Source organism: Aliivibrio sp. 1S128, assembly GCF_001691065.1.
GTDB lineage: Bacteria > Pseudomonadota > Gammaproteobacteria > Enterobacterales > Vibrionaceae > Aliivibrio.
In genome coordinates this window covers 144,917-161,088 of the sequence record NZ_MAJV01000003.1, presented here as the reverse complement: position 1 = coordinate 161,088, position 16,172 = coordinate 144,917, and the positions used below count along the sequence as shown (strand labels likewise).

At 39.3% G+C, this 16,172-nt stretch carries 21 protein-coding genes; 11 read left to right on the top strand and 10 right to left on the bottom strand.

Annotated elements, in window-relative coordinates:
- The 5 genes from lptA to A6E03_RS02605 all read right to left on the bottom strand — a co-directional run bounded on the left by lptA (position 1) and on the right by A6E03_RS02605 (position 3,744).
- Positions 1-498, bottom strand: a complete 498-nt coding sequence (lptA, locus tag A6E03_RS02625; protein ID WP_065594105.1) for a lipopolysaccharide transport periplasmic protein LptA — start codon at positions 496-498, stop codon at positions 1-3.
- On the bottom strand, positions 479-1,042 hold the full coding sequence (gene lptC, locus A6E03_RS02620; protein ID WP_065600117.1) for an LPS export ABC transporter periplasmic protein LptC: 564 nt from the start codon (positions 1,040-1,042) through the stop codon (positions 479-481). Before lptC ends, lptA begins: the two co-directional genes overlap by 20 nt.
- On the bottom strand, positions 1,039-1,599 hold the full coding sequence (gene kdsC / locus A6E03_RS02615) for a 3-deoxy-manno-octulosonate-8-phosphatase KdsC (protein ID WP_065594103.1): 561 nt from the start codon (positions 1,597-1,599) through the stop codon (positions 1,039-1,041). The genes lptC and kdsC overlap by 4 nt, the downstream gene beginning before the upstream one ends.
- Entirely contained in the window at positions 1,599-2,573 is a 975-nt protein-coding gene (kdsD, locus tag A6E03_RS02610) for an arabinose-5-phosphate isomerase KdsD (protein ID WP_065594102.1), read from the bottom strand. Before kdsD ends, kdsC begins: the two co-directional genes overlap by 1 nt.
- A gap of 202 nt (positions 2,574-2,775) precedes the next feature.
- Positions 2,776-3,744: a calcium/sodium antiporter gene (locus tag A6E03_RS02605; RefSeq protein WP_065594101.1), complete on the bottom strand. Its 969-nt coding sequence runs from the start codon at positions 3,742-3,744 to the stop codon at positions 2,776-2,778.
- Between the two features lie 199 nt (positions 3,745-3,943).
- Between A6E03_RS02605 and mlaF the strand changes: the two genes are divergently transcribed.
- From mlaF to idi, 9 genes are all read left to right on the top strand, one after another.
- A complete protein-coding gene (gene mlaF, locus A6E03_RS02600) occupies positions 3,944-4,750 on the top strand; it encodes a phospholipid ABC transporter ATP-binding protein MlaF (protein ID WP_083201828.1) in 807 nt (268 codons plus the stop codon).
- Positions 4,751-4,760: 10 nt separating this feature from the next.
- Complete coding sequence (gene mlaE, locus A6E03_RS02595) at positions 4,761-5,537, top strand: lipid asymmetry maintenance ABC transporter permease subunit MlaE (RefSeq protein ID WP_158007230.1); 777 nt, start codon at positions 4,761-4,763, stop codon at positions 5,535-5,537.
- 2 nt (positions 5,538-5,539) lie between these two features.
- Positions 5,540-6,034: an outer membrane lipid asymmetry maintenance protein MlaD gene (mlaD, locus tag A6E03_RS02590; RefSeq protein WP_065594100.1), complete on the top strand. Its 495-nt coding sequence runs from the start codon at positions 5,540-5,542 to the stop codon at positions 6,032-6,034.
- Positions 6,035-6,045: 11 nt separating this feature from the next.
- Positions 6,046-6,675, top strand: a complete 630-nt coding sequence (gene mlaC / locus A6E03_RS02585; protein WP_255310574.1) for a phospholipid-binding protein MlaC — start codon at positions 6,046-6,048, stop codon at positions 6,673-6,675.
- Positions 6,675-6,995, top strand: a complete 321-nt coding sequence (locus A6E03_RS02580) for a lipid asymmetry maintenance protein MlaB (RefSeq protein WP_065594098.1) — start codon at positions 6,675-6,677, stop codon at positions 6,993-6,995. Before mlaC ends, A6E03_RS02580 begins: the two co-directional genes overlap by 1 nt.
- Positions 6,995-7,252, top strand: coding sequence for a BolA family iron metabolism protein IbaG (ibaG, locus tag A6E03_RS02575; protein WP_060992521.1), 258 nt, complete (start codon positions 6,995-6,997; stop codon positions 7,250-7,252). The genes A6E03_RS02580 and ibaG overlap by 1 nt, the downstream gene beginning before the upstream one ends.
- Before the next feature lie 12 nt (positions 7,253-7,264).
- Positions 7,265-8,533, top strand: a complete 1,269-nt coding sequence (murA, locus tag A6E03_RS02570) for a UDP-N-acetylglucosamine 1-carboxyvinyltransferase (protein WP_065594097.1) — start codon at positions 7,265-7,267, stop codon at positions 8,531-8,533.
- 136 nt (positions 8,534-8,669) lie between these two features.
- Complete coding sequence (locus tag A6E03_RS02565) at positions 8,670-9,389, top strand: 1-acylglycerol-3-phosphate O-acyltransferase (protein WP_065594096.1); 720 nt, start codon at positions 8,670-8,672, stop codon at positions 9,387-9,389.
- A 90-nt stretch (positions 9,390-9,479) separates the two neighbouring features.
- Complete coding sequence (idi, locus tag A6E03_RS02560) at positions 9,480-10,022, top strand: isopentenyl-diphosphate Delta-isomerase (protein WP_065600116.1); 543 nt, start codon at positions 9,480-9,482, stop codon at positions 10,020-10,022.
- 51 nt (positions 10,023-10,073) lie between these two features.
- On the opposite strand, the gene A6E03_RS02555 is transcribed toward idi, so the two are convergent.
- The 5 genes from A6E03_RS02555 to arcA all read right to left on the bottom strand — a co-directional run bounded on the left by A6E03_RS02555 (position 10,074) and on the right by arcA (position 14,592).
- Positions 10,074-10,463, bottom strand: a complete 390-nt coding sequence (locus tag A6E03_RS02555; protein WP_005417516.1) for a RidA family protein — start codon at positions 10,461-10,463, stop codon at positions 10,074-10,076.
- 120 nt (positions 10,464-10,583) lie between these two features.
- Positions 10,584-11,048: an aspartate carbamoyltransferase regulatory subunit gene (gene pyrI / locus A6E03_RS02550; RefSeq protein WP_065594093.1), complete on the bottom strand. Its 465-nt coding sequence runs from the start codon at positions 11,046-11,048 to the stop codon at positions 10,584-10,586.
- Positions 11,049-11,061: 13 nt separating this feature from the next.
- Positions 11,062-11,991, bottom strand: a complete 930-nt coding sequence (gene pyrB / locus A6E03_RS02545; RefSeq protein ID WP_065594092.1) for an aspartate carbamoyltransferase — start codon at positions 11,989-11,991, stop codon at positions 11,062-11,064.
- A 279-nt stretch (positions 11,992-12,270) separates the two neighbouring features.
- The gene (gene argF / locus A6E03_RS02540; protein WP_065600115.1) at positions 12,271-13,275 is read right to left on the bottom strand and encodes an ornithine carbamoyltransferase; all 1,005 of its coding nucleotides are present in this window, start codon (positions 13,273-13,275) and stop codon (positions 12,271-12,273) included.
- A 96-nt stretch (positions 13,276-13,371) separates the two neighbouring features.
- A complete protein-coding gene (gene arcA, locus A6E03_RS02535; RefSeq protein ID WP_065594090.1) occupies positions 13,372-14,592 on the bottom strand; it encodes an arginine deiminase in 1,221 nt (406 codons plus the stop codon).
- 153 nt (positions 14,593-14,745) lie between these two features.
- Here arcA and rraB point away from each other — a divergent pair, with 153 nt between their 5' ends.
- A complete protein-coding gene (rraB, locus tag A6E03_RS02530) occupies positions 14,746-15,162 on the top strand; it encodes a ribonuclease E inhibitor RraB (protein ID WP_065594089.1) in 417 nt (138 codons plus the stop codon).
- 88 nt (positions 15,163-15,250) lie between these two features.
- Entirely contained in the window at positions 15,251-16,087 is an 837-nt protein-coding gene (locus tag A6E03_RS02525) for a beta-galactosidase (RefSeq protein ID WP_065600114.1), read from the top strand.
- Positions 16,088-16,172: the final 85 nt, after the last annotated feature.

The following is a 16,172-nucleotide window of genomic DNA, read 5'->3' as shown; positions in this document are numbered from 1 at the left end:
TTATTTTTTATTCAATTGGCTAGGCTGAAGGATAGTCGTAACACGTTCGTTTTTACCACCATCAGCAATCAGTTTTTGGGTCTGCATATTATAAGTAATGACTTTGCCTTGAATGATACTATCGTCTTGAGTTAGCTCGGCATCATCGGTCATTTTTAGAAATTCTTTTTCTAATTCATAACGCAGTTTGTTTGATCTTCCCTTTAGGGTCTTTCCATCGTCAGTCAATTGACTAAAGCGGGCGGGTTTTCCGTAGGCTTCTAAAATTTCACGCCCTTCCTTTCCTTGAGGTCGAATAACGACGAGTTTGTCAGCAAAAATTTTAATGCTGCCTTGTTTCAACGTTACATCACCCAGAAAGGTCACTTGATTACTTTGCATATCAAAGTGTTGTGAATCCGAGTTGATGTGAATTGGTTGTTCTGTATCGCTGCTTAGTGCCCAACTTGAAGAGCTAAATATTAAGCCGGCAAGTAGACTAATTTGTGAAAGCTTCATAGATACCTTGTACATTCTTTAATAGGGTCGCTTGTTGAGTGCTAAAATTACCTTTCATGCCAACGCCTGTCGTTTCAAACGTTGGACCAACAAGATTGACGACATCTTCGGTCATAAAATCTTTAGTTGAGAGATCTATGGTTAAGCTGTCAGTTGTCATTGTTTCAAAAGCGGCGTCGGGCAATAAGTTTTTGACAATTACATTACCATTTAAATAAAGGATATGCTTTTTATCTAACACTCCAAGATCAGATATTATTTCCCATTCTTTTATTTCGCCGTCTTTAAAGACAAAAAGATGAGGCGTCGTAAAATTGGTTTCACCTGTTTGAGAAAAACGGGCTAATGCTTTAGCGTTAATCTGGTAATTGCGAACACCATTTTCAGCATAATTATTATTACTGACATTTTTACCTGTAAATACTGGTACTTGCTGATCTGGCGTTATTTGTTGCTCATTTTGTGAGTACTCATAATATAAGTAATATCCAGACCAGCTAGATATTACTAATAATATGGCCATGCAAAAATGTTTTAAAGTCATATACTCAAGCCTTTATGTTGCTCGAGTTCACCTTTTGCTTCTAGGATTAGGTCACTGACCTCTCGAACAGCACCATGACCGCCTTTGATGGTAGTCACATAGTTTGCTCGCTGTACTAGTAGCGGGTGTCCGTCAGCAACACAGACTTTTAATGCCACTTTATCCATAACAGGCCAATCGATGAGGTCATCTCCAATATACCCTGTGTGCTCAGGACCTATATTGAGTTTAGTTAAAATATCGTCGTATGCTTGCAATTTATTGTCTTGGCCTTGGTAGATCAATTTAATCCCAAGCGCTGTCATACGGTTTTCTACAATTTTAGAATTTCGACCAGTAATGATGGCTATCTCGACACCTGCAGACATTAATGATTTTACGCCGTAACCATCTCGAGTGTGGAATGTTTTTAGCTCTTCTCCGTCGTTGCCCATGTAAACAAGGCCATCAGAGAATACCCCATCAACATCACAGATTAGTAGTTTTATGTCTTTAGCGATATTAAATACAGATTCTTCTACATCGCCATAGAGTGTTGAAATGAATTTAGTTGTCATTACATTACCCCTGCTTTTAATAAGTCATGCATATTAAGAGCGCCAACTAAGCGATTATTTTCATCGCACAGTAGCAAGCCATTAATTTTCTTATCTTGCATTAAATTTAAGCCTTCTACTGCTAATAAGTTTGGGTTTGCAACGGCAGGTGAAGGTGTCATTACTTCACCAATAGTTTGAGTATGAATATCAACTCGATTGTCCAATAAACGACGTAAATCACCATCGGTAAAAATACCGATAACTTTTTGTTCGTTATCAACAATGGCGGTCATGCCAAGACCTTTTTCAGATACTTCAAGCAAGGCTGTTTTAATAAGAGCGTCTTTGGTGACCATTGGCAATTCATCATCTTTATGCATGATATCAGATAATAATAGCAGTAATTTACGACCTAACGCGCCACCAGGGTGAGACAGGGCAAAGTCATCAGCCGTAAACCCTTTTGCTTGCAACAGAGCAACGGCAAAAGCATCGCCCATGGCTAAAGTAGCTGTAGTGCTTGATGTAGGAGCCAACCCTAAAGGGCAAGCTTCTTGAGGCACGGTAATTTGCAAGTTAACGTCTGCTACTCGGGCCATACTTGATTCAGGCTTACCTGTCATTGTAATAAGGGTAATACCAAGGCGCTTAATTACAGGCAGTAAAGCTAGGATCTCGCCAGCTTCGCCAGAGTTTGAAATGGCAATAACTACATCGCCTTTTTCAATCATACCTAAATCACCATGGCTGGCTTCTCCTGGATGAACAAAAAAGGATGGTGTACCTGTACTGGCTAATGTGGCGGCAATTTTATTACCGATATGTCCCGATTTCCCCATCCCCATAACAACGACCTTACCCTTACATTCCAGCATTAATTGGCATGCTTTAGTAAAATCATCATTAATGTAGTTATTCAGTTGGATGAGTGCATCAATTTCAATTTGAAGAACATTTTTTCCTGCTTTGCAGAAATCAAACTGAGTTGCCATCGGGTTACCACCTTTATTTGGGTTATAGCAGATGTATGATCTAGAGGAGTAGCGTATACAATTATTATGCCATATACCAGAGGTAGTTCAAGATGGAGTGGTTTCTAATGAGGAGGGGAATGTGAAAAATAGAAAGGTCATCAATTAATGCAAAGTTTTATTGATGACCTATTTGTGTACTGGTGGTTATGTAACGATAGGATTACATGGTGTAGAAAAGGTAACCTTGGTAAGCCAAGAAGCATGTGACTAAAATGCTACCTTCAATTCTGTTAATGCTACGGCTCTTACCTAGTGCCATAAACAATAATAAAATGGATACGCCCATCATTACGTAAAAATCTCGATTCATTAAATCTGGGCTTATTTCTGATGGGTTAATTAGCGCAGGGATCCCCATAACGGCAAGGATATTGAATACGTTTGAACCGATAATATTACCTGCAGCCATATCGTCTTCACCTTTTAAAACACCAGCGACTGACGCTGCAAGTTCTGGAAGGCTTGTCCCTAACGCAATAATAGTTAAACCAATAACGAGATCACTCATGCCAAAATACTTAGCAATAACAACCGCGTTGTCGATCAGCATGTTTGCGCCAACAGGCAATAAGATTAAACCAACAACAACCCAAAATAGGGCTTTTTTGTTTTCAACACCTTCTGGTATTTCAGACTCTTGCTCTTCAAGAAGACGGTCACCATTTTTTTGCTCGCTTTTACTGATATAAAGCATCGCAATAATGAAGACAGCAAAAAGAGCAATTAACAATAAACCTTCATTAAAGCCAAGGTAATTATTGTACATGATACCGCCAGCCAACAGGGTGACAATTAACATCAACGGTAATTCACGACGGATGATGCCAGAGCTGATTGCAAGGGGTTTGATTATAGCGGTAATACCTAAAATTAACGCAATGTTAGCGATGTTAGAACCAATTACATTACCCACGGCGGTATCTGTTTTACCATCAAGTGCAGCAGCGGCGGATACCATCATTTCAGGTGCTGATGAGCCCATCGCTAGGATAGTCATACCAATGACTAATGGTGAAATTCCGTAGTTTCTCGCTAACGCGGCAGAACCAAATACCAGTTTATCGGCGCCCCAAACAAGTAGAGATAGGCCAACGATAAGAAGTAGAGATGGCATGAGCAGCTCTGTCATGGTGTTAATTTCCTTTTGGTAGAAGATGTTTTTATAATTAATCATTAATTTTGACGCTTCTCTTACAAAAAGGAAAGCAAAAAGGCGGACCTGTGTGGGGATATTCTAAAGAATGTTAAAAATAATAAGTTTGATGGATAAGTTAACGTATACTTATCATTATATTGCTAGTGAAGAGCTTTTGATGAAAAGTAATGATATGGACACAACGACAACCTTAATAAATGTTGAAAACTTAACCTTTAAACGTGGTGAACGGCTGATTTTTGATGATATTAGCTTATTCGTTCCAAGGGGTAAAATTACCGCGATCATGGGACCATCAGGAATTGGTAAAACGACTTTATTACGCTTGATTGGCGGACAGATTTTACCTGAGTCGGGTAATATACATTTTGAAGGATGGAATATTCCTAAATTAGGTCGAAAGGAATTGTATTTAGCCCGTAAGAAAATGGGGATGCTATTTCAATCGGGTGCTCTATTTACTGACATGGATGTGTTTGATAACGTCGCTTTTCCATTGCGAGAGCATACTAAACTATCAGAAGAGTTCATTCGTACCTTAGTGCTGCTAAAGCTTGAAGCTGTCGGATTACGCGGAGCAGCGGAATTGATGCCAAGCGAACTGTCTGGAGGTATGGCTCGTCGTGCAGCGTTGGCTCGTGCTATTGCTCTTGATCCCGATTTAATTATGTATGACGAACCTTTTGTGGGGCAAGACCCGATTACGATGGGTGTTTTGGTTGAATTAATTCGTAATTTAAATGATGCATTAGGGTTAACGTCTGTTGTTGTTTCTCATGATGTTCCTGAAGTCATGAGTATCGCTGATCATGTCTATTTATTGGCTAACGGTAAAATTATTGCTCAAGGTTCACCTTTCGAGCTAGAAAACAATCCAGACCCTCAAGTACGACAATTTTTAGATGGCCGCTCTGACGGACCCGTTCCTTTTCGCTTTCCATCGAAACCATTAGCTGAGGAGTTATTTCCTGGTGAGTAATTTCTCTTTAATCTTATTTGTTGAAAACATTGGTAAGCGAGCGCTTTCAACATGCGAAGCTATTGGTCGAGCGACTTTTATGCTTTTTGGGGCGATCATTGCAAAGCCTCAACCCGTAAGAATGTTTCCATTATTATTGCAACAGCTGTATTCAGTCGGTGTGTTATCGCTTGTTATTATCGTGGTCTCAGGGCTATTTATTGGCATGGTGATAAGTCTTCAAGGTTACGTGATCTTGGTCGACTACGGTGCAGAAACCAGTCTCGGTCAATTGGTGTCACTTTCGTTATTACGTGAACTAGGCCCAGTGGTTACCGCCTTATTATTTGCTGGGCGTGCCGGCTCTGCATTAACCGCAGAAATAGGGTTAATGAAAACGACAGAGCAGTTGTCTAGTATGGAAATGATGGCGATAGATCCTTTGCGTCGTATTATTGCCCCACGCTTATGGGCGGGTGTTATTTCAATGCCATTATTGGCGATGATCTTTATGGCTGTGGGTATATGGGGTGGTCAAATTGTTGGTGTTGAATGGAAAGGTATTGATCACGGAAGTTTTTGGTCAGTAATGCAAGCATCGGTCGATGTACGCCATGACATTGTTAACAGTTTAATTAAGTGTGTCGTGTTTGCGTTTGTCGTGACATGGATTGCTTTATTTAATGGCTATGATGCGACCCCAACGTCAGAAGGGATCTCATTAGCAACAACACGAACGGTAGTGCATTCGTCACTGGCGGTATTAGGAATTGATTTTGTGCTTACAGCACTGATGTTTGGGAATTAATCATGCAGCAAACACGTAAAATAGAATTATTAGTCGGATTTTTTGTTTTGGCTGGCGCGGCAGCATTATTGATGTTGCTACTAAAAGTCGCCGATGTTCGTAGTGGTGGTAGCGGTGAGTATTACACTATTAATGCACAGTTCGATAATATCGGCAGTTTAAAGTCTCGCTCACCGGTTAAGATTGGGGGTGTTGTTGTCGGTCGTGTTTCCGGTATTACATTAGATATCGAAACCTACTTACCGGTTGTCAGTATGCAAATTGATAAACAATTTGGCCAATTTCCTGAAACTTCTGCGGCACAAATTTTAACAGCAGGATTAATTGGCGAACAATATGTAGGTATCGTTCCTGGTTTTATTGATGAAGACATTGATATGCTTGGTGAGGGTGACTACATTGAAGACACTAAATCAGCATTAGTATTAGAAGACATGATAGGGCAAGTGCTATATAGCATTGGTGGTGATTCATCAGAAAAAAGTGAGGATAAGTAATGAAGTTAGGAATGAAAATCGTAGGGATCATACTTTCCCTTTTTATTGGTGTCGCTCAAGCTGAACCGATTGATAAAACCAAACCTTATGAAATGATGACAAAAGTCTCTGAAGACACTTTTGCGCGACTAAAAGCAGAGCAAGTCGCTATTCAAAAAGATCCAAATATATTAAAAACGGTCGTTGAAGAAGAATTAATGCCGTACGTTAATGTAAAATATGCAGCGTATAAACTACTTGGACCTCATCTTAAAAAAACGACAGCAGAAGAAAGAGAACAATTTGTAACGGCTTTTCGTGGTTACCTCGTGTCGTCATACGCTCAAGTATTAACGTTATATACAAACCAACAAATTATGTTAGAAAAACCGAAAGCGATCCCTGAAAAAAAATCTATCATTAGCGTTCGTGTGGATATTATTGATTCAGCTCGACCAACGGTAAAAGTGGATTTTAAATTACGCAAGAATAAAAAAACATCAGAATGGCAAGCGTTTGATATGGTTGCCGAAGGTGTGAGTTTATTATCAACAAAACAATCTGAATGGAGTGCAAAAATCCGTAAAGAAGGCATTGATTCGGTAAGTAAAGAATTAACTTCATTAGCCGCTCAACCAATTCGCTTAGAAGGAAGTAAGTAATGAGCGAAATGGATTTATGTGAGTCTAAGTTTGATGAAATTTGCTTCAAAGGCGATCTCGAACGTGAGGTAGTGCCAAATATTTGGAATAAATTGACACAATGGAAACCTAATATTACCAAAGTAAAGGTAGACTTAACTCAGGTTAATCGTATTGACTCAGCAGGTGTTGTGTTACTTTTACACCTAATAGATCATGCAAAAAAACAAAATTGCCATATAATGCTTACTTTCGTCCCTGATCAGCTCATTACTTTAATTCGTTTAAGTAATGTGGAATCATTGTTTGCTGATCACTTAATAACGCAAAAGGTAGAGTAATGGATAGCGCCGAGATTAAAGAATTATTAGACGCAGCACTTCAACTTCAAGAGATTCACGTTAAAGGTGAAGGAAGCCATTTTGAAGTTATTGCTGTGGATGAATCGTTCAATGGAATGAGCAGAGTTAAAAAGCAACAAACCATCTATGGACCTTTGATGGAACACATCTCAACAAATACTATTCACGCTCTATCAATAAAAGCGTTTACTCCTGAAGAGTGGGCACGCGATAAAAAATTAAATAGCTTATTCTAAGAGGTCCTTTGAATGTATAAGTTTCGAATTCAAGGAAGTGAAAAACCACTTTCTGGAGAGGTTACTATTTCTGGTGCAAAAAATGCGGCATTGCCAATTTTATTTGCAGCCTTACTTGCTGAAGAGCCAGTAGAAGTTGGAAATGTACCAAAACTACGCGATGTAGATACAACGATGGAGTTGTTACAACGTTTAGGCGCTAAAGTTTCTCGTAATGGCTCGGTTCATATTGATGCTAGTGGCGTGAATGATTTCTGTGCACCTTATGATTTAGTGAAAACAATGCGTGCATCAATTTGGGCTCTAGGTCCATTAGTTGCACGTTTTGGTAAAGGCCAAGTGTCTTTACCTGGTGGTTGTGCTATTGGAGCTCGTCCTGTGGATCTTCATATCCATGGTCTTGAGCAATTAGGTGCAACGATTAAGCTTGAAGAAGGTTACGTTAAAGCGGAAGTTGATGGTCGTCTGAAAGGCGCTCATATCGTTATGGATAAAGTGAGTGTTGGTGCAACAATCACTGTTATGTGTGCGGCAACGTTAGCTGAAGGTACGACTATTTTAGAAAACGCAGCGCGTGAACCTGAAATTGTAGATACGGCTCATTTCCTTAATGCCATTGGTGCGAAAGTATCAGGTATGGGTTCTGATACGATTACTATCGAAGGCGTAGAACGTCTTGGTGGTGGCTATCATGAAGTGGTTGCTGACCGTATAGAAACGGGCACGTTCCTTGTTGCTGCGGCTGTATCTGGCGGTAAAGTCGTATGTAAAAATACGAAAGCGAGCCTGCTTGAATCTGTTCTGGCGAAGCTTGAAGAAGCGGGTGCTAAAGTTGAATCTGGTGAAGATTGGATCAGTTTAGACATGACCGGCCGAGAGCTAAAAGCGGTAAATATCCGTACGGCTCCGCATCCTGCATTTCCAACAGACATGCAAGCGCAATTCACATTGCTAAATATGATGGCGAAAGGTCCAGGCATTATTACTGAAACGATTTTTGAAAACCGTTTCATGCACATCCCTGAACTACAGCGCATGGGCGCTCACGCTGAAATCGAAGGTAATACTGCTATTTGTGGTGATACTGACGGGTTAAGTGGCGCTCAAGTGATGGCAACCGATTTACGTGCATCTGCAAGCCTTGTTATCGCAGGTTGTATAGCAAAAGGTGAAACAATTGTTGATCGTATTTATCATATCGACCGTGGTTATGATAAGATCGAAGACAAGTTAACCGCATTAGGCGCGAATATCGAAAGAGTTCGTAGTAGCGAATTATAATCGTTAGGATTATTTCAGCTACATGAGTACTAAAGTGGAAACCGGGTATTATATGACCCGGTTTTTTATTGTTTGTAATATAAGTACACTGAATAGAACTCTTTAGTGGAATTTATATATTTTAGGAGAAACACTTATGATCGCATTGTTACGCCTGATTGCTTTGGCTATCTTTGCCGTCTTTACGTTTGTATTTGGCTGTGGTTACTGCTTGTTAAGCCCACGTAATCCAAAACACGTTTATACTTTTGGTCTTTGGTTTTCTCGTATGTCGCGAGTATTTGGTATTAAACTTGAAGTTCGCGTTCCTGAGAGCGTTAAAAATGCTGGACCAAGTTTATACATTGCAAACCATCAAAATAGCTGGGATTTGTTTACTGTCTCTGGGGCAATTCAACCAAGAACGGTTACGGTAGGTAAAAAAAGCATCGCGTGGATGCCGTTGTTTGGTCAACTGTATTGGATCACGGGTAACATTCTTATCGATCGTAATAATCGCAGTAAAGCGGTAGGCACTATTTCACAAGTTGCAGATAATATTAAGAAACGTAATGTCTCTGTTTGGATGTTTCCTGAAGGAACTCGCTCTCGTGGTCGTGGTTTATTGCCTTTTAAAACAGGTGCATTCCATGCGGCTATCGCAGCAGACGTTCCTGTGACGCCAATCGTATGTAGCAATACGGAAGGCGTAAAACTAAATCGTTGGAATAACGGTGTGGTGATTGTTGAAATTTTGCCACCAGTAAGTCTTGATGGTTACGATAAAACAAACGTTCGTGAGTTAGCGAATGAATGTCGTGAACAAATGAAAATTAAGCTAGAAGAACTCAATAAAGAAGTTGCAGAACGCAGCTAAGTTTACGTTTTTATTGTGATTTTAAGGGTATGCAGCTTGCTGTGTACCCTTTTGTTTTTGATGTGTATCTCTTTAAATGTGTAGATAATAATGAAAGAAGAAGTCGTCCTTGTAAGCAAGCAAGGAGAAGCCATTGGCACAATGGAAAAATTAGAAGCTCACGAGAAAGGTTTATTACATTTGGCTTTCTCTGTTCTACTTTATCGTAATGGTAAAGATGAAAGAGAGTTTCTGTTACAAAAACGCGCTGAGTGTAAATATCATAGTAAAGGAAAGTGGAGCAATACCTGTTGTTCACACCCAAGACTTAATGAGTCGGTAGAATCCGCTGGAGAGCGCCGGTTAGAAGAAGAAATTGGAATTGTTGGTGTTGCAGCACATACATTTGAAAATCTAGGTTGGTTTGTTTATCAAGCTGAATTAGAGAATGGTTTGAGTGAACATGAGCTGGATTATATTTTATTGGCGAATACACCCGACGTTAAATTCCTAATGAACCCTAATGAAGTTAGTGACATTCAGTGGTGGCGCGAGAGTGACATTACAAAAGCATTAGAAAAAAATCCTACTATTTTCTCGGTATGGTTTAAAACGGTTTACTCTAAAACAACGCAATATTTGAATGAAAAATAAGGCAGAAACTTATAAAGCCTGCCTTCATCATGTTATTTATTGTTTTTGAGCTTATTTGCGAACGGCAATAGCTTCGATTTCAATGCCTACATCTTTTGGAAGACGTGCAACTTCAACGCAAGAGCGGGCAGGGTAGTTAGCTACTTTATGCTCATCAAAGAAGTTGCCATACACTTCATTCACAGTACCAAAATCATTTAAGTCTTTTACAAATACCGTCATTTTAACGATATCAGAAACCGTTAGACCAGACGCTTCAACAACGGCTTTAACATTTTCTAGAGATTGACGAGCTTGCTCTGCAATATCATCAGATACTTCACCCGTTGCTGGGTTTACAGGAATTTGGCCAGAAGTCAGTACCATGTTACCAAGATCAACACCTTGAATGTATGGACCAATTGCTGCAGGTGCGTTATCTGTATGAAGAACTTTAGTCATTGTCTGATTCCTTTTTGAGTGAAGTGAACCTTAAGTTCACTGATAAGTTCAATATAAAACAAATGTTAGAAATAAAACAGCCCCGACAATATCGAGGCTGAGAAGATAGTTCTATTTAACTCAATTTAAATCGGCAACGACTTCTTGAGAATATACTTTTTCGCAGTATTTACATTTTAGATGGATGCTTTCTTTCTTTGTTATTACTTTAAAGCTGCTATCTACGGGTTCACCATGAGTAATACAATTACTGTTTGGGCATTCAAATACCCCTGTAATTTGCTCAGGTAAAATTAATGGGATTTTTTTAACGACTTCATAGTTTTCGATCTGGTTTACTGTTGCATGAGGCGCGTATAAAGCAAGTTTGCTTGCTTGCTCAGGCGTGACAAATGTATTTTCTATCTTCAGAAGATCTTTTGCACCTAATGCAGAAGAGGGTAAGTTTAAACCAATGGTGACACGCTCTGCTGTTTTATCCATTTGGAATAACTTCAGCACTTTAACGCCAATGTTTGCAGGAATATGATCGATTACAGTACCGTTTTTGATCGCTTCAACACGTAATTGAGTTTTGTTAGCCATGTTGATATCTCCCTTAAAGTGTGTCATTAAGAACAAGTGCTAATAGAGCTTGTCGTGCATAAACGCCATTTTCAGCTTGTTGGAAATAATAAGCGTATGGTGTTTTATCTACGTCGATATTGATTTCGTCGATACGTGGAAGAGGGTGAAGCACTTTTAAGTTGTCACGAGCAGGCTGTAAATCTTGTGCAGAAAGAATATAGGCAGACTTGATATGCGCATATTCAGATTCATCAAAGCGCTCTTTTTGAACTCGAGTCATATAAAGGATATCTAACTCAGGAATTGCAGCTTCCATGCTATTTAGCAGTTGGTATTCAATGCCTAATTCATCTAACTCTTCACAAATATAATCTGGCATTGCTAGTACTTCTGGAGCGATAAAGAAGAATTTAATGCCGTTAAACTTAGCTAACGCTTGAGTTAAAGAGTGAACAGTACGACCGTATTTTAAATCCCCAACAAAGGCGATATTTAGATTATCTAAGCGACCTTGAGTTTCATAAATAGTATACAAATCTAATAACGTTTGCGTCGGATGTTGGTTTGCACCATCTCCTGCATTTATGACAGGCGTTCCGTTTGAGAATTCAGAAGCAAGACGAGCTGCTCCTTCTTTAGGGTGACGCATCACATAAGCATCAGCATAAGAAGTAATGATCTGAACTGAATCGGCTAGGGTTTCCCCTTTTTGAGCAAGAGAGGTGTTACCCGCTGTATCAAAACCAATGACTGAACCACCTAAACGTTGAATCGCAGTTTCAAAAGATAGGCGAGTACGAGTTGATGCTTCAAAAAAGCAGCTCGCAATAACCTTATTCTTCAATAATTCAGGTTGAGGTTCTTTTTTTATTTTCCCTGCTGTTTCTACGATCAGTTCTAACTCTTCACGAGATAGTTCTGGAATAGAAATGATGTGCTTGTTATATAGCGAGTTAGCCATAGTCTCTCTTCCCTTTAGTGTGTCAGTCATATTTAAATCAAAAAAAAGCCCCCTATAAAATAGGAGGCTTTAAAAATATCGGTAATTAGGAAACTCAAAAAATAGGGGACCACCACACGTTGTCAGTGCAGATTCTCGGTCGACCGCTGTATGAAGATAAGTTAATAACATCATAATTTCCTAGTAAATTGCGCGAGATTATACTCGCATCAAAATCCTAAGCAAGCGTTTGCATCAAACTTATTTTGATTTTTCCTTTTCTTTATTGGTATCTTAGATTTACTGACCTAGCGTAGCAACCATAATTGCTTTGATAGTATGCATGCGGTTTTCCGCTTCATCAAAGACGATAGAAAATTCCGATTCAAAAACTTCTTCGGTCACTTCTAGGCCGTTCATTCCGTACTTTTCCGCAATCTCTTTACCGACGGTTGTTTCATCATTATGGAAAGCAGGTAAGCAGTGCATGAATTTAACATTTGGATTATGTGTTGCTTTAATAACATCCATATTAATTTGGTAAGGCGTCATTAGCGCAACTCGCTCATCCCATGCCTCAGGCGCTTCTCCCATCGATACCCAAACGTCGGTGTATAAGAAATCACATCCTTTAACACCCGTTTCTACTTCTTCAGTAAGAATAATTTTAGCGCCTGTTTGTACTGCGATACTTTGGCATTGAGCGACTAATTCATCTTCAGGCCAGAATTGCTTAGGAGCAACAAGGCGGATCTCCATCCCCATTTTGGCAGCGCCAACCATGAGAGAGTTACCCATGTTATTACGAGCATCACCAAGGTAGGCAAAAGTAATTTGATTTAGTTGTTTTCCATTTGCATATTCTTGCATTGTGAGGAAATCAGCTAAAATTTGAGTTGGGTGAAATTCATCGGTTAATCCATTCCAGACGGGAACGCCGGCATATAGGCCCAGCTCTTCAACAATAGATTGGCCAAAACCACGATATTCAATACCATCGTACATACGACCCAGTACACGAGCTGTATCTTTCATTGATTCTTTGTGACCAATTTGAGAACCAGAAGGACCAAGATAAGTCACTTTGGCACCTTGGTCAAAAGCCGCAACTTCAAAGGCGCATCGAGTACGAGTAGAGGCTTTTTCAAAAATTAGCGCAATATTTTTACCTGATAATTGAGGTTGTTCATAGCCTGCGTATTTTGCTTTTTTTAAATCAGCAGATAACTCAAGTAAATGCATAATCTCTTTAGGGGTAAAATCTAATAATTTTAAAAAATTTCTATTACGTATATTAAAAGCCATACCGTGCTCCTAGCTGATAGTATCAATCCGATAAAATTCATTTAAACATAAAAATGCATTAAATGTGAATTTTTATTTTAATTTATTTTGTGAGAGTTAAATGCCATCTCTTTCAATAGGGCAACTCATACAGCGAGCACCACCGCGGCCTCTACCTAATTCATCTCCTGTAATCGGTAGTACCTTTATACCGGCTTTATCGTATTTCTCATTGGTATAAGTATTTCTTTCATAAGCAACGACAACGCCTGGTTTAATCGTTAATACGTTATTCGCATCGTGCCATTGTTCACGCTCAGCCTCGTAGCTATCGCCACCGGTCGTAATAATATTAAGAGAGTCTAACTCTAGAGCTGACGTAAGAGTTTTCTGAAAATTGGGCATTTCTTTAATCGCGAGTTGTTGTTCTCCACACGCGGTGATTGACCAACATGACATTGCCATGTCAATGACTCTTGGATAGACGGAGAATACATTATGGTCCATGTGAGTCATTACGGTATCTAAATGCATGCAAGAGCGATCTTCTGGTAATTTAATAGCAATGACTTGTTTAGCTTGGTGTGTTCTAAAGAGCTGTTTAGCTAAATTTTCAATACCTTGTGGCGTGGTTCGTTCTGAAATACCAACTAAGACATTCCCTTTACCAATAACTAATACATCACCACCTTCTATCGTCGCATTATCATAATATTGATGTTCATCTTCAAAGTAGCGAGGAAAGGCTTCTGTGCTAAATAAAGGGTGCCAACGATAAATTGCCCGTAGATGATTTGATTCTCTTTTTCGAGCGGATTTAGCCATAGGGTTAATCGAAACCCCTCCATAAATCCAGCAAGAGGTATCTCGAGTAAATAAATGGTTAGGAAGCGGATCGATAACAAAATCGAATGGGTCACTTAATTGTTGTAGCATCGATGGGGCTTTGAAAGGCAGTTCGATAAAGGCTAAACCACCTAATAAGATAGAAGCCAGTTCTTGATTATCTTTGGTGAGTAAGAAGTCACGAATTTGGTTGGCAAAGGTTGGTCCAAAACGGTAATGAGAGATTTGATGCTTTAACAGCCATTGCTTTGCTTCAGGATGTCGAAGTGTTTCTTCGAGTAAGTCTTGTAAGAGCAGTACTTCAACATCTTGAGATTGTAAGGTTGCAACAAATTGATCATGTTCATAAAGAGCCTTCTCAACCGACAGTACATCATCAAAAAGTAGTTTATGGCAATTGGTAGGGGTTAGGTGACTCAATGCTCTTTCTGGACGATGTAGGATAACTCGGCGAAGCTGACCAATTTCAGAGCCAACAAATAGCTTATTCATAAGATTCCTTTCTAATATCTACAGCTAGTACGAGAAATAATACCGTATAGTAGGTAAATATTCTTTAATTATTGAAGTACTAGGGAATTTGGTTTGAGCAGGCTATAATGCCCACGTTAATTTCTATTATTTTATACAGTGTGGAGTCTTATTATGTCTCAAGAAGATGAATATCTATCGGTTGAGCAGTTTCTTGAATTGCAAAAAGCGGAAACGCGTGAAATTATTGAATCGCTAAAAGCCGACGGAAGTGAGCCTGACGCACTGTATGCTATCGAGCACCACTTGATGGCTGAAGACTTTAAAGCACTTGAAAATGCCGTTGTTGAAGCATTTAAAATGGGCTTTGAAGTACTCGAAGCTGAAGAGCTTGAAGATGAAGACGGTGCTAAGATCCTTTGCTGTGATGCAGTAATGGATTCAGCGTTAAATGCTGAAGTGATTGATGCTCAAGTAGAGAAATTGGTTCAACTAGCTGAGAAATTCGACATTATCTATGATGGTTGGGGCACATACTACGAAGGCGAAGACGCTGAGTATGACGTTATCGAAGATGGCGACGAAGAATAAAAATATTGTCAAATAACGACAATTGAGAGACTGTGCCCTAGGCTTGTAATTATAAGCCTAGGGCATTTTTTTAGGGATGAATATAGTAATGAGCTCAAGAATAATACTGAATGCGGCAGAGGCATTATGGCAACTGTCACCGTTAACTGACACAGCATTGCCTATTAAAGACATTCCAATTCAGCAAGGTGTTGCTTCTGCTCACGATGCACTTTCGGTTGAAGAGGCTAACAAGCAAGAATGGCATTTGATGCGTTTTTTTGAGGTGGATGAAACATTACTTAATTACCCTGCGGTTGAATTGGTGATGAGTGGGATCTCTCGTTATGCTGAAGTGCGTATTAATGGTGTGGCGGTATTTGACTGTAATGAGTTAATGACTCGCTATCGTAAAGACATCAAAGAGTTTCTACAGTTAGGTGGCAATCGCTTTGAAGTTTTATTTTTAGAAGAAGATGACGATGATTGGTTGTTAGACGATGATGAAGCCTGTGGTGTTTGTGAAATAAATCAGGCATATCATTATCGTTTTGGTGCAGTAAAAGACAGTGATATTAAAGATGATATTGGTGTTTTTGGTGTGTGTTTTTTCCAACCAATCCCGCATCTTTCGTTGAATCATATTAGTGTTGAGCAAATATGGCACCACGGTTGCGAGCTAAAAGTCGATGTTCATTTTAAGACGTATAAGCCAAATTTAATTTCAGCTAGTATTAAATTTGATGGTATGACGTTAACGATCCCTGTTGATGTAAGAGGCGATCATGTTTCTGCATTATTTCAGGTTGAAGCGCCAAAATATTGGGATGATCAAACTAAGAATCCAAATGATTTGTATGTGGTTTCTGTCATGCTTGACGGGCAACACCATGAACTTGAGATTGGATTATCAAAAACTGAAAACGTTATTCACTTCCCTTTATAAGTAGATTGACTAATTTTAGTGGATTGATTTTTTAGTTATAAAAAGAGACAGATAATAAAAAGGCCGATGTATTAACATCGGCCTT

Bases quoted from the DNA above. Each gene is read 5' to 3' on its own strand.
- lptA (WP_065594105.1), bottom strand. From the start codon at position 498: ATGAAGCTTTCACAAATTAGTCTACTTGCCGGCTTAATATTTAGCTCT.
- lptC (WP_065600117.1), bottom strand. From the start codon at position 1,042: ATGACTTTAAAACATTTTTGCATGGCCATATTATTAGTAATATCTAGC.
- kdsC (WP_065594103.1), bottom strand. From the start codon at position 1,599: ATGACAACTAAATTCATTTCAACACTCTATGGCGATGTAGAAGAATCT.
- kdsD (WP_065594102.1), bottom strand. From the start codon at position 2,573: ATGGCAACTCAGTTTGATTTCTGCAAAGCAGGAAAAAATGTTCTTCAA.
- A6E03_RS02605 (WP_065594101.1), bottom strand. From the start codon at position 3,744: ATGACAGAGCTGCTCATGCCATCTCTACTTCTTATCGTTGGCCTATCT.
- mlaF (WP_083201828.1), top strand. From the start codon at position 3,944: ATGGACACAACGACAACCTTAATAAATGTTGAAAACTTAACCTTTAAA.
- mlaD (WP_065594100.1), top strand. From the start codon at position 5,540: ATGCAGCAAACACGTAAAATAGAATTATTAGTCGGATTTTTTGTTTTG.
- mlaC (WP_255310574.1), top strand. From the start codon at position 6,046: ATGAAAATCGTAGGGATCATACTTTCCCTTTTTATTGGTGTCGCTCAA.
- A6E03_RS02580 (WP_065594098.1), top strand. From the start codon at position 6,675: ATGAGCGAAATGGATTTATGTGAGTCTAAGTTTGATGAAATTTGCTTC.
- ibaG (WP_060992521.1), top strand. From the start codon at position 6,995: ATGGATAGCGCCGAGATTAAAGAATTATTAGACGCAGCACTTCAACTT.
- murA (WP_065594097.1), top strand. From the start codon at position 7,265: ATGTATAAGTTTCGAATTCAAGGAAGTGAAAAACCACTTTCTGGAGAG.
- A6E03_RS02565 (WP_065594096.1), top strand. From the start codon at position 8,670: ATGATCGCATTGTTACGCCTGATTGCTTTGGCTATCTTTGCCGTCTTT.
- idi (WP_065600116.1), top strand. From the start codon at position 9,480: ATGAAAGAAGAAGTCGTCCTTGTAAGCAAGCAAGGAGAAGCCATTGGC.
- A6E03_RS02555 (WP_005417516.1), bottom strand. From the start codon at position 10,463: ATGACTAAAGTTCTTCATACAGATAACGCACCTGCAGCAATTGGTCCA.
- pyrI (WP_065594093.1), bottom strand. From the start codon at position 11,048: ATGGCTAACAAAACTCAATTACGTGTTGAAGCGATCAAAAACGGTACT.
- pyrB (WP_065594092.1), bottom strand. From the start codon at position 11,991: ATGGCTAACTCGCTATATAACAAGCACATCATTTCTATTCCAGAACTA.
- argF (WP_065600115.1), bottom strand. From the start codon at position 13,275: ATGGCTTTTAATATACGTAATAGAAATTTTTTAAAATTATTAGATTTT.
- arcA (WP_065594090.1), bottom strand. From the start codon at position 14,592: ATGAATAAGCTATTTGTTGGCTCTGAAATTGGTCAGCTTCGCCGAGTT.
- rraB (WP_065594089.1), top strand. From the start codon at position 14,746: ATGTCTCAAGAAGATGAATATCTATCGGTTGAGCAGTTTCTTGAATTG.
- A6E03_RS02525 (WP_065600114.1), top strand. From the start codon at position 15,251: ATGAGCTCAAGAATAATACTGAATGCGGCAGAGGCATTATGGCAACTG.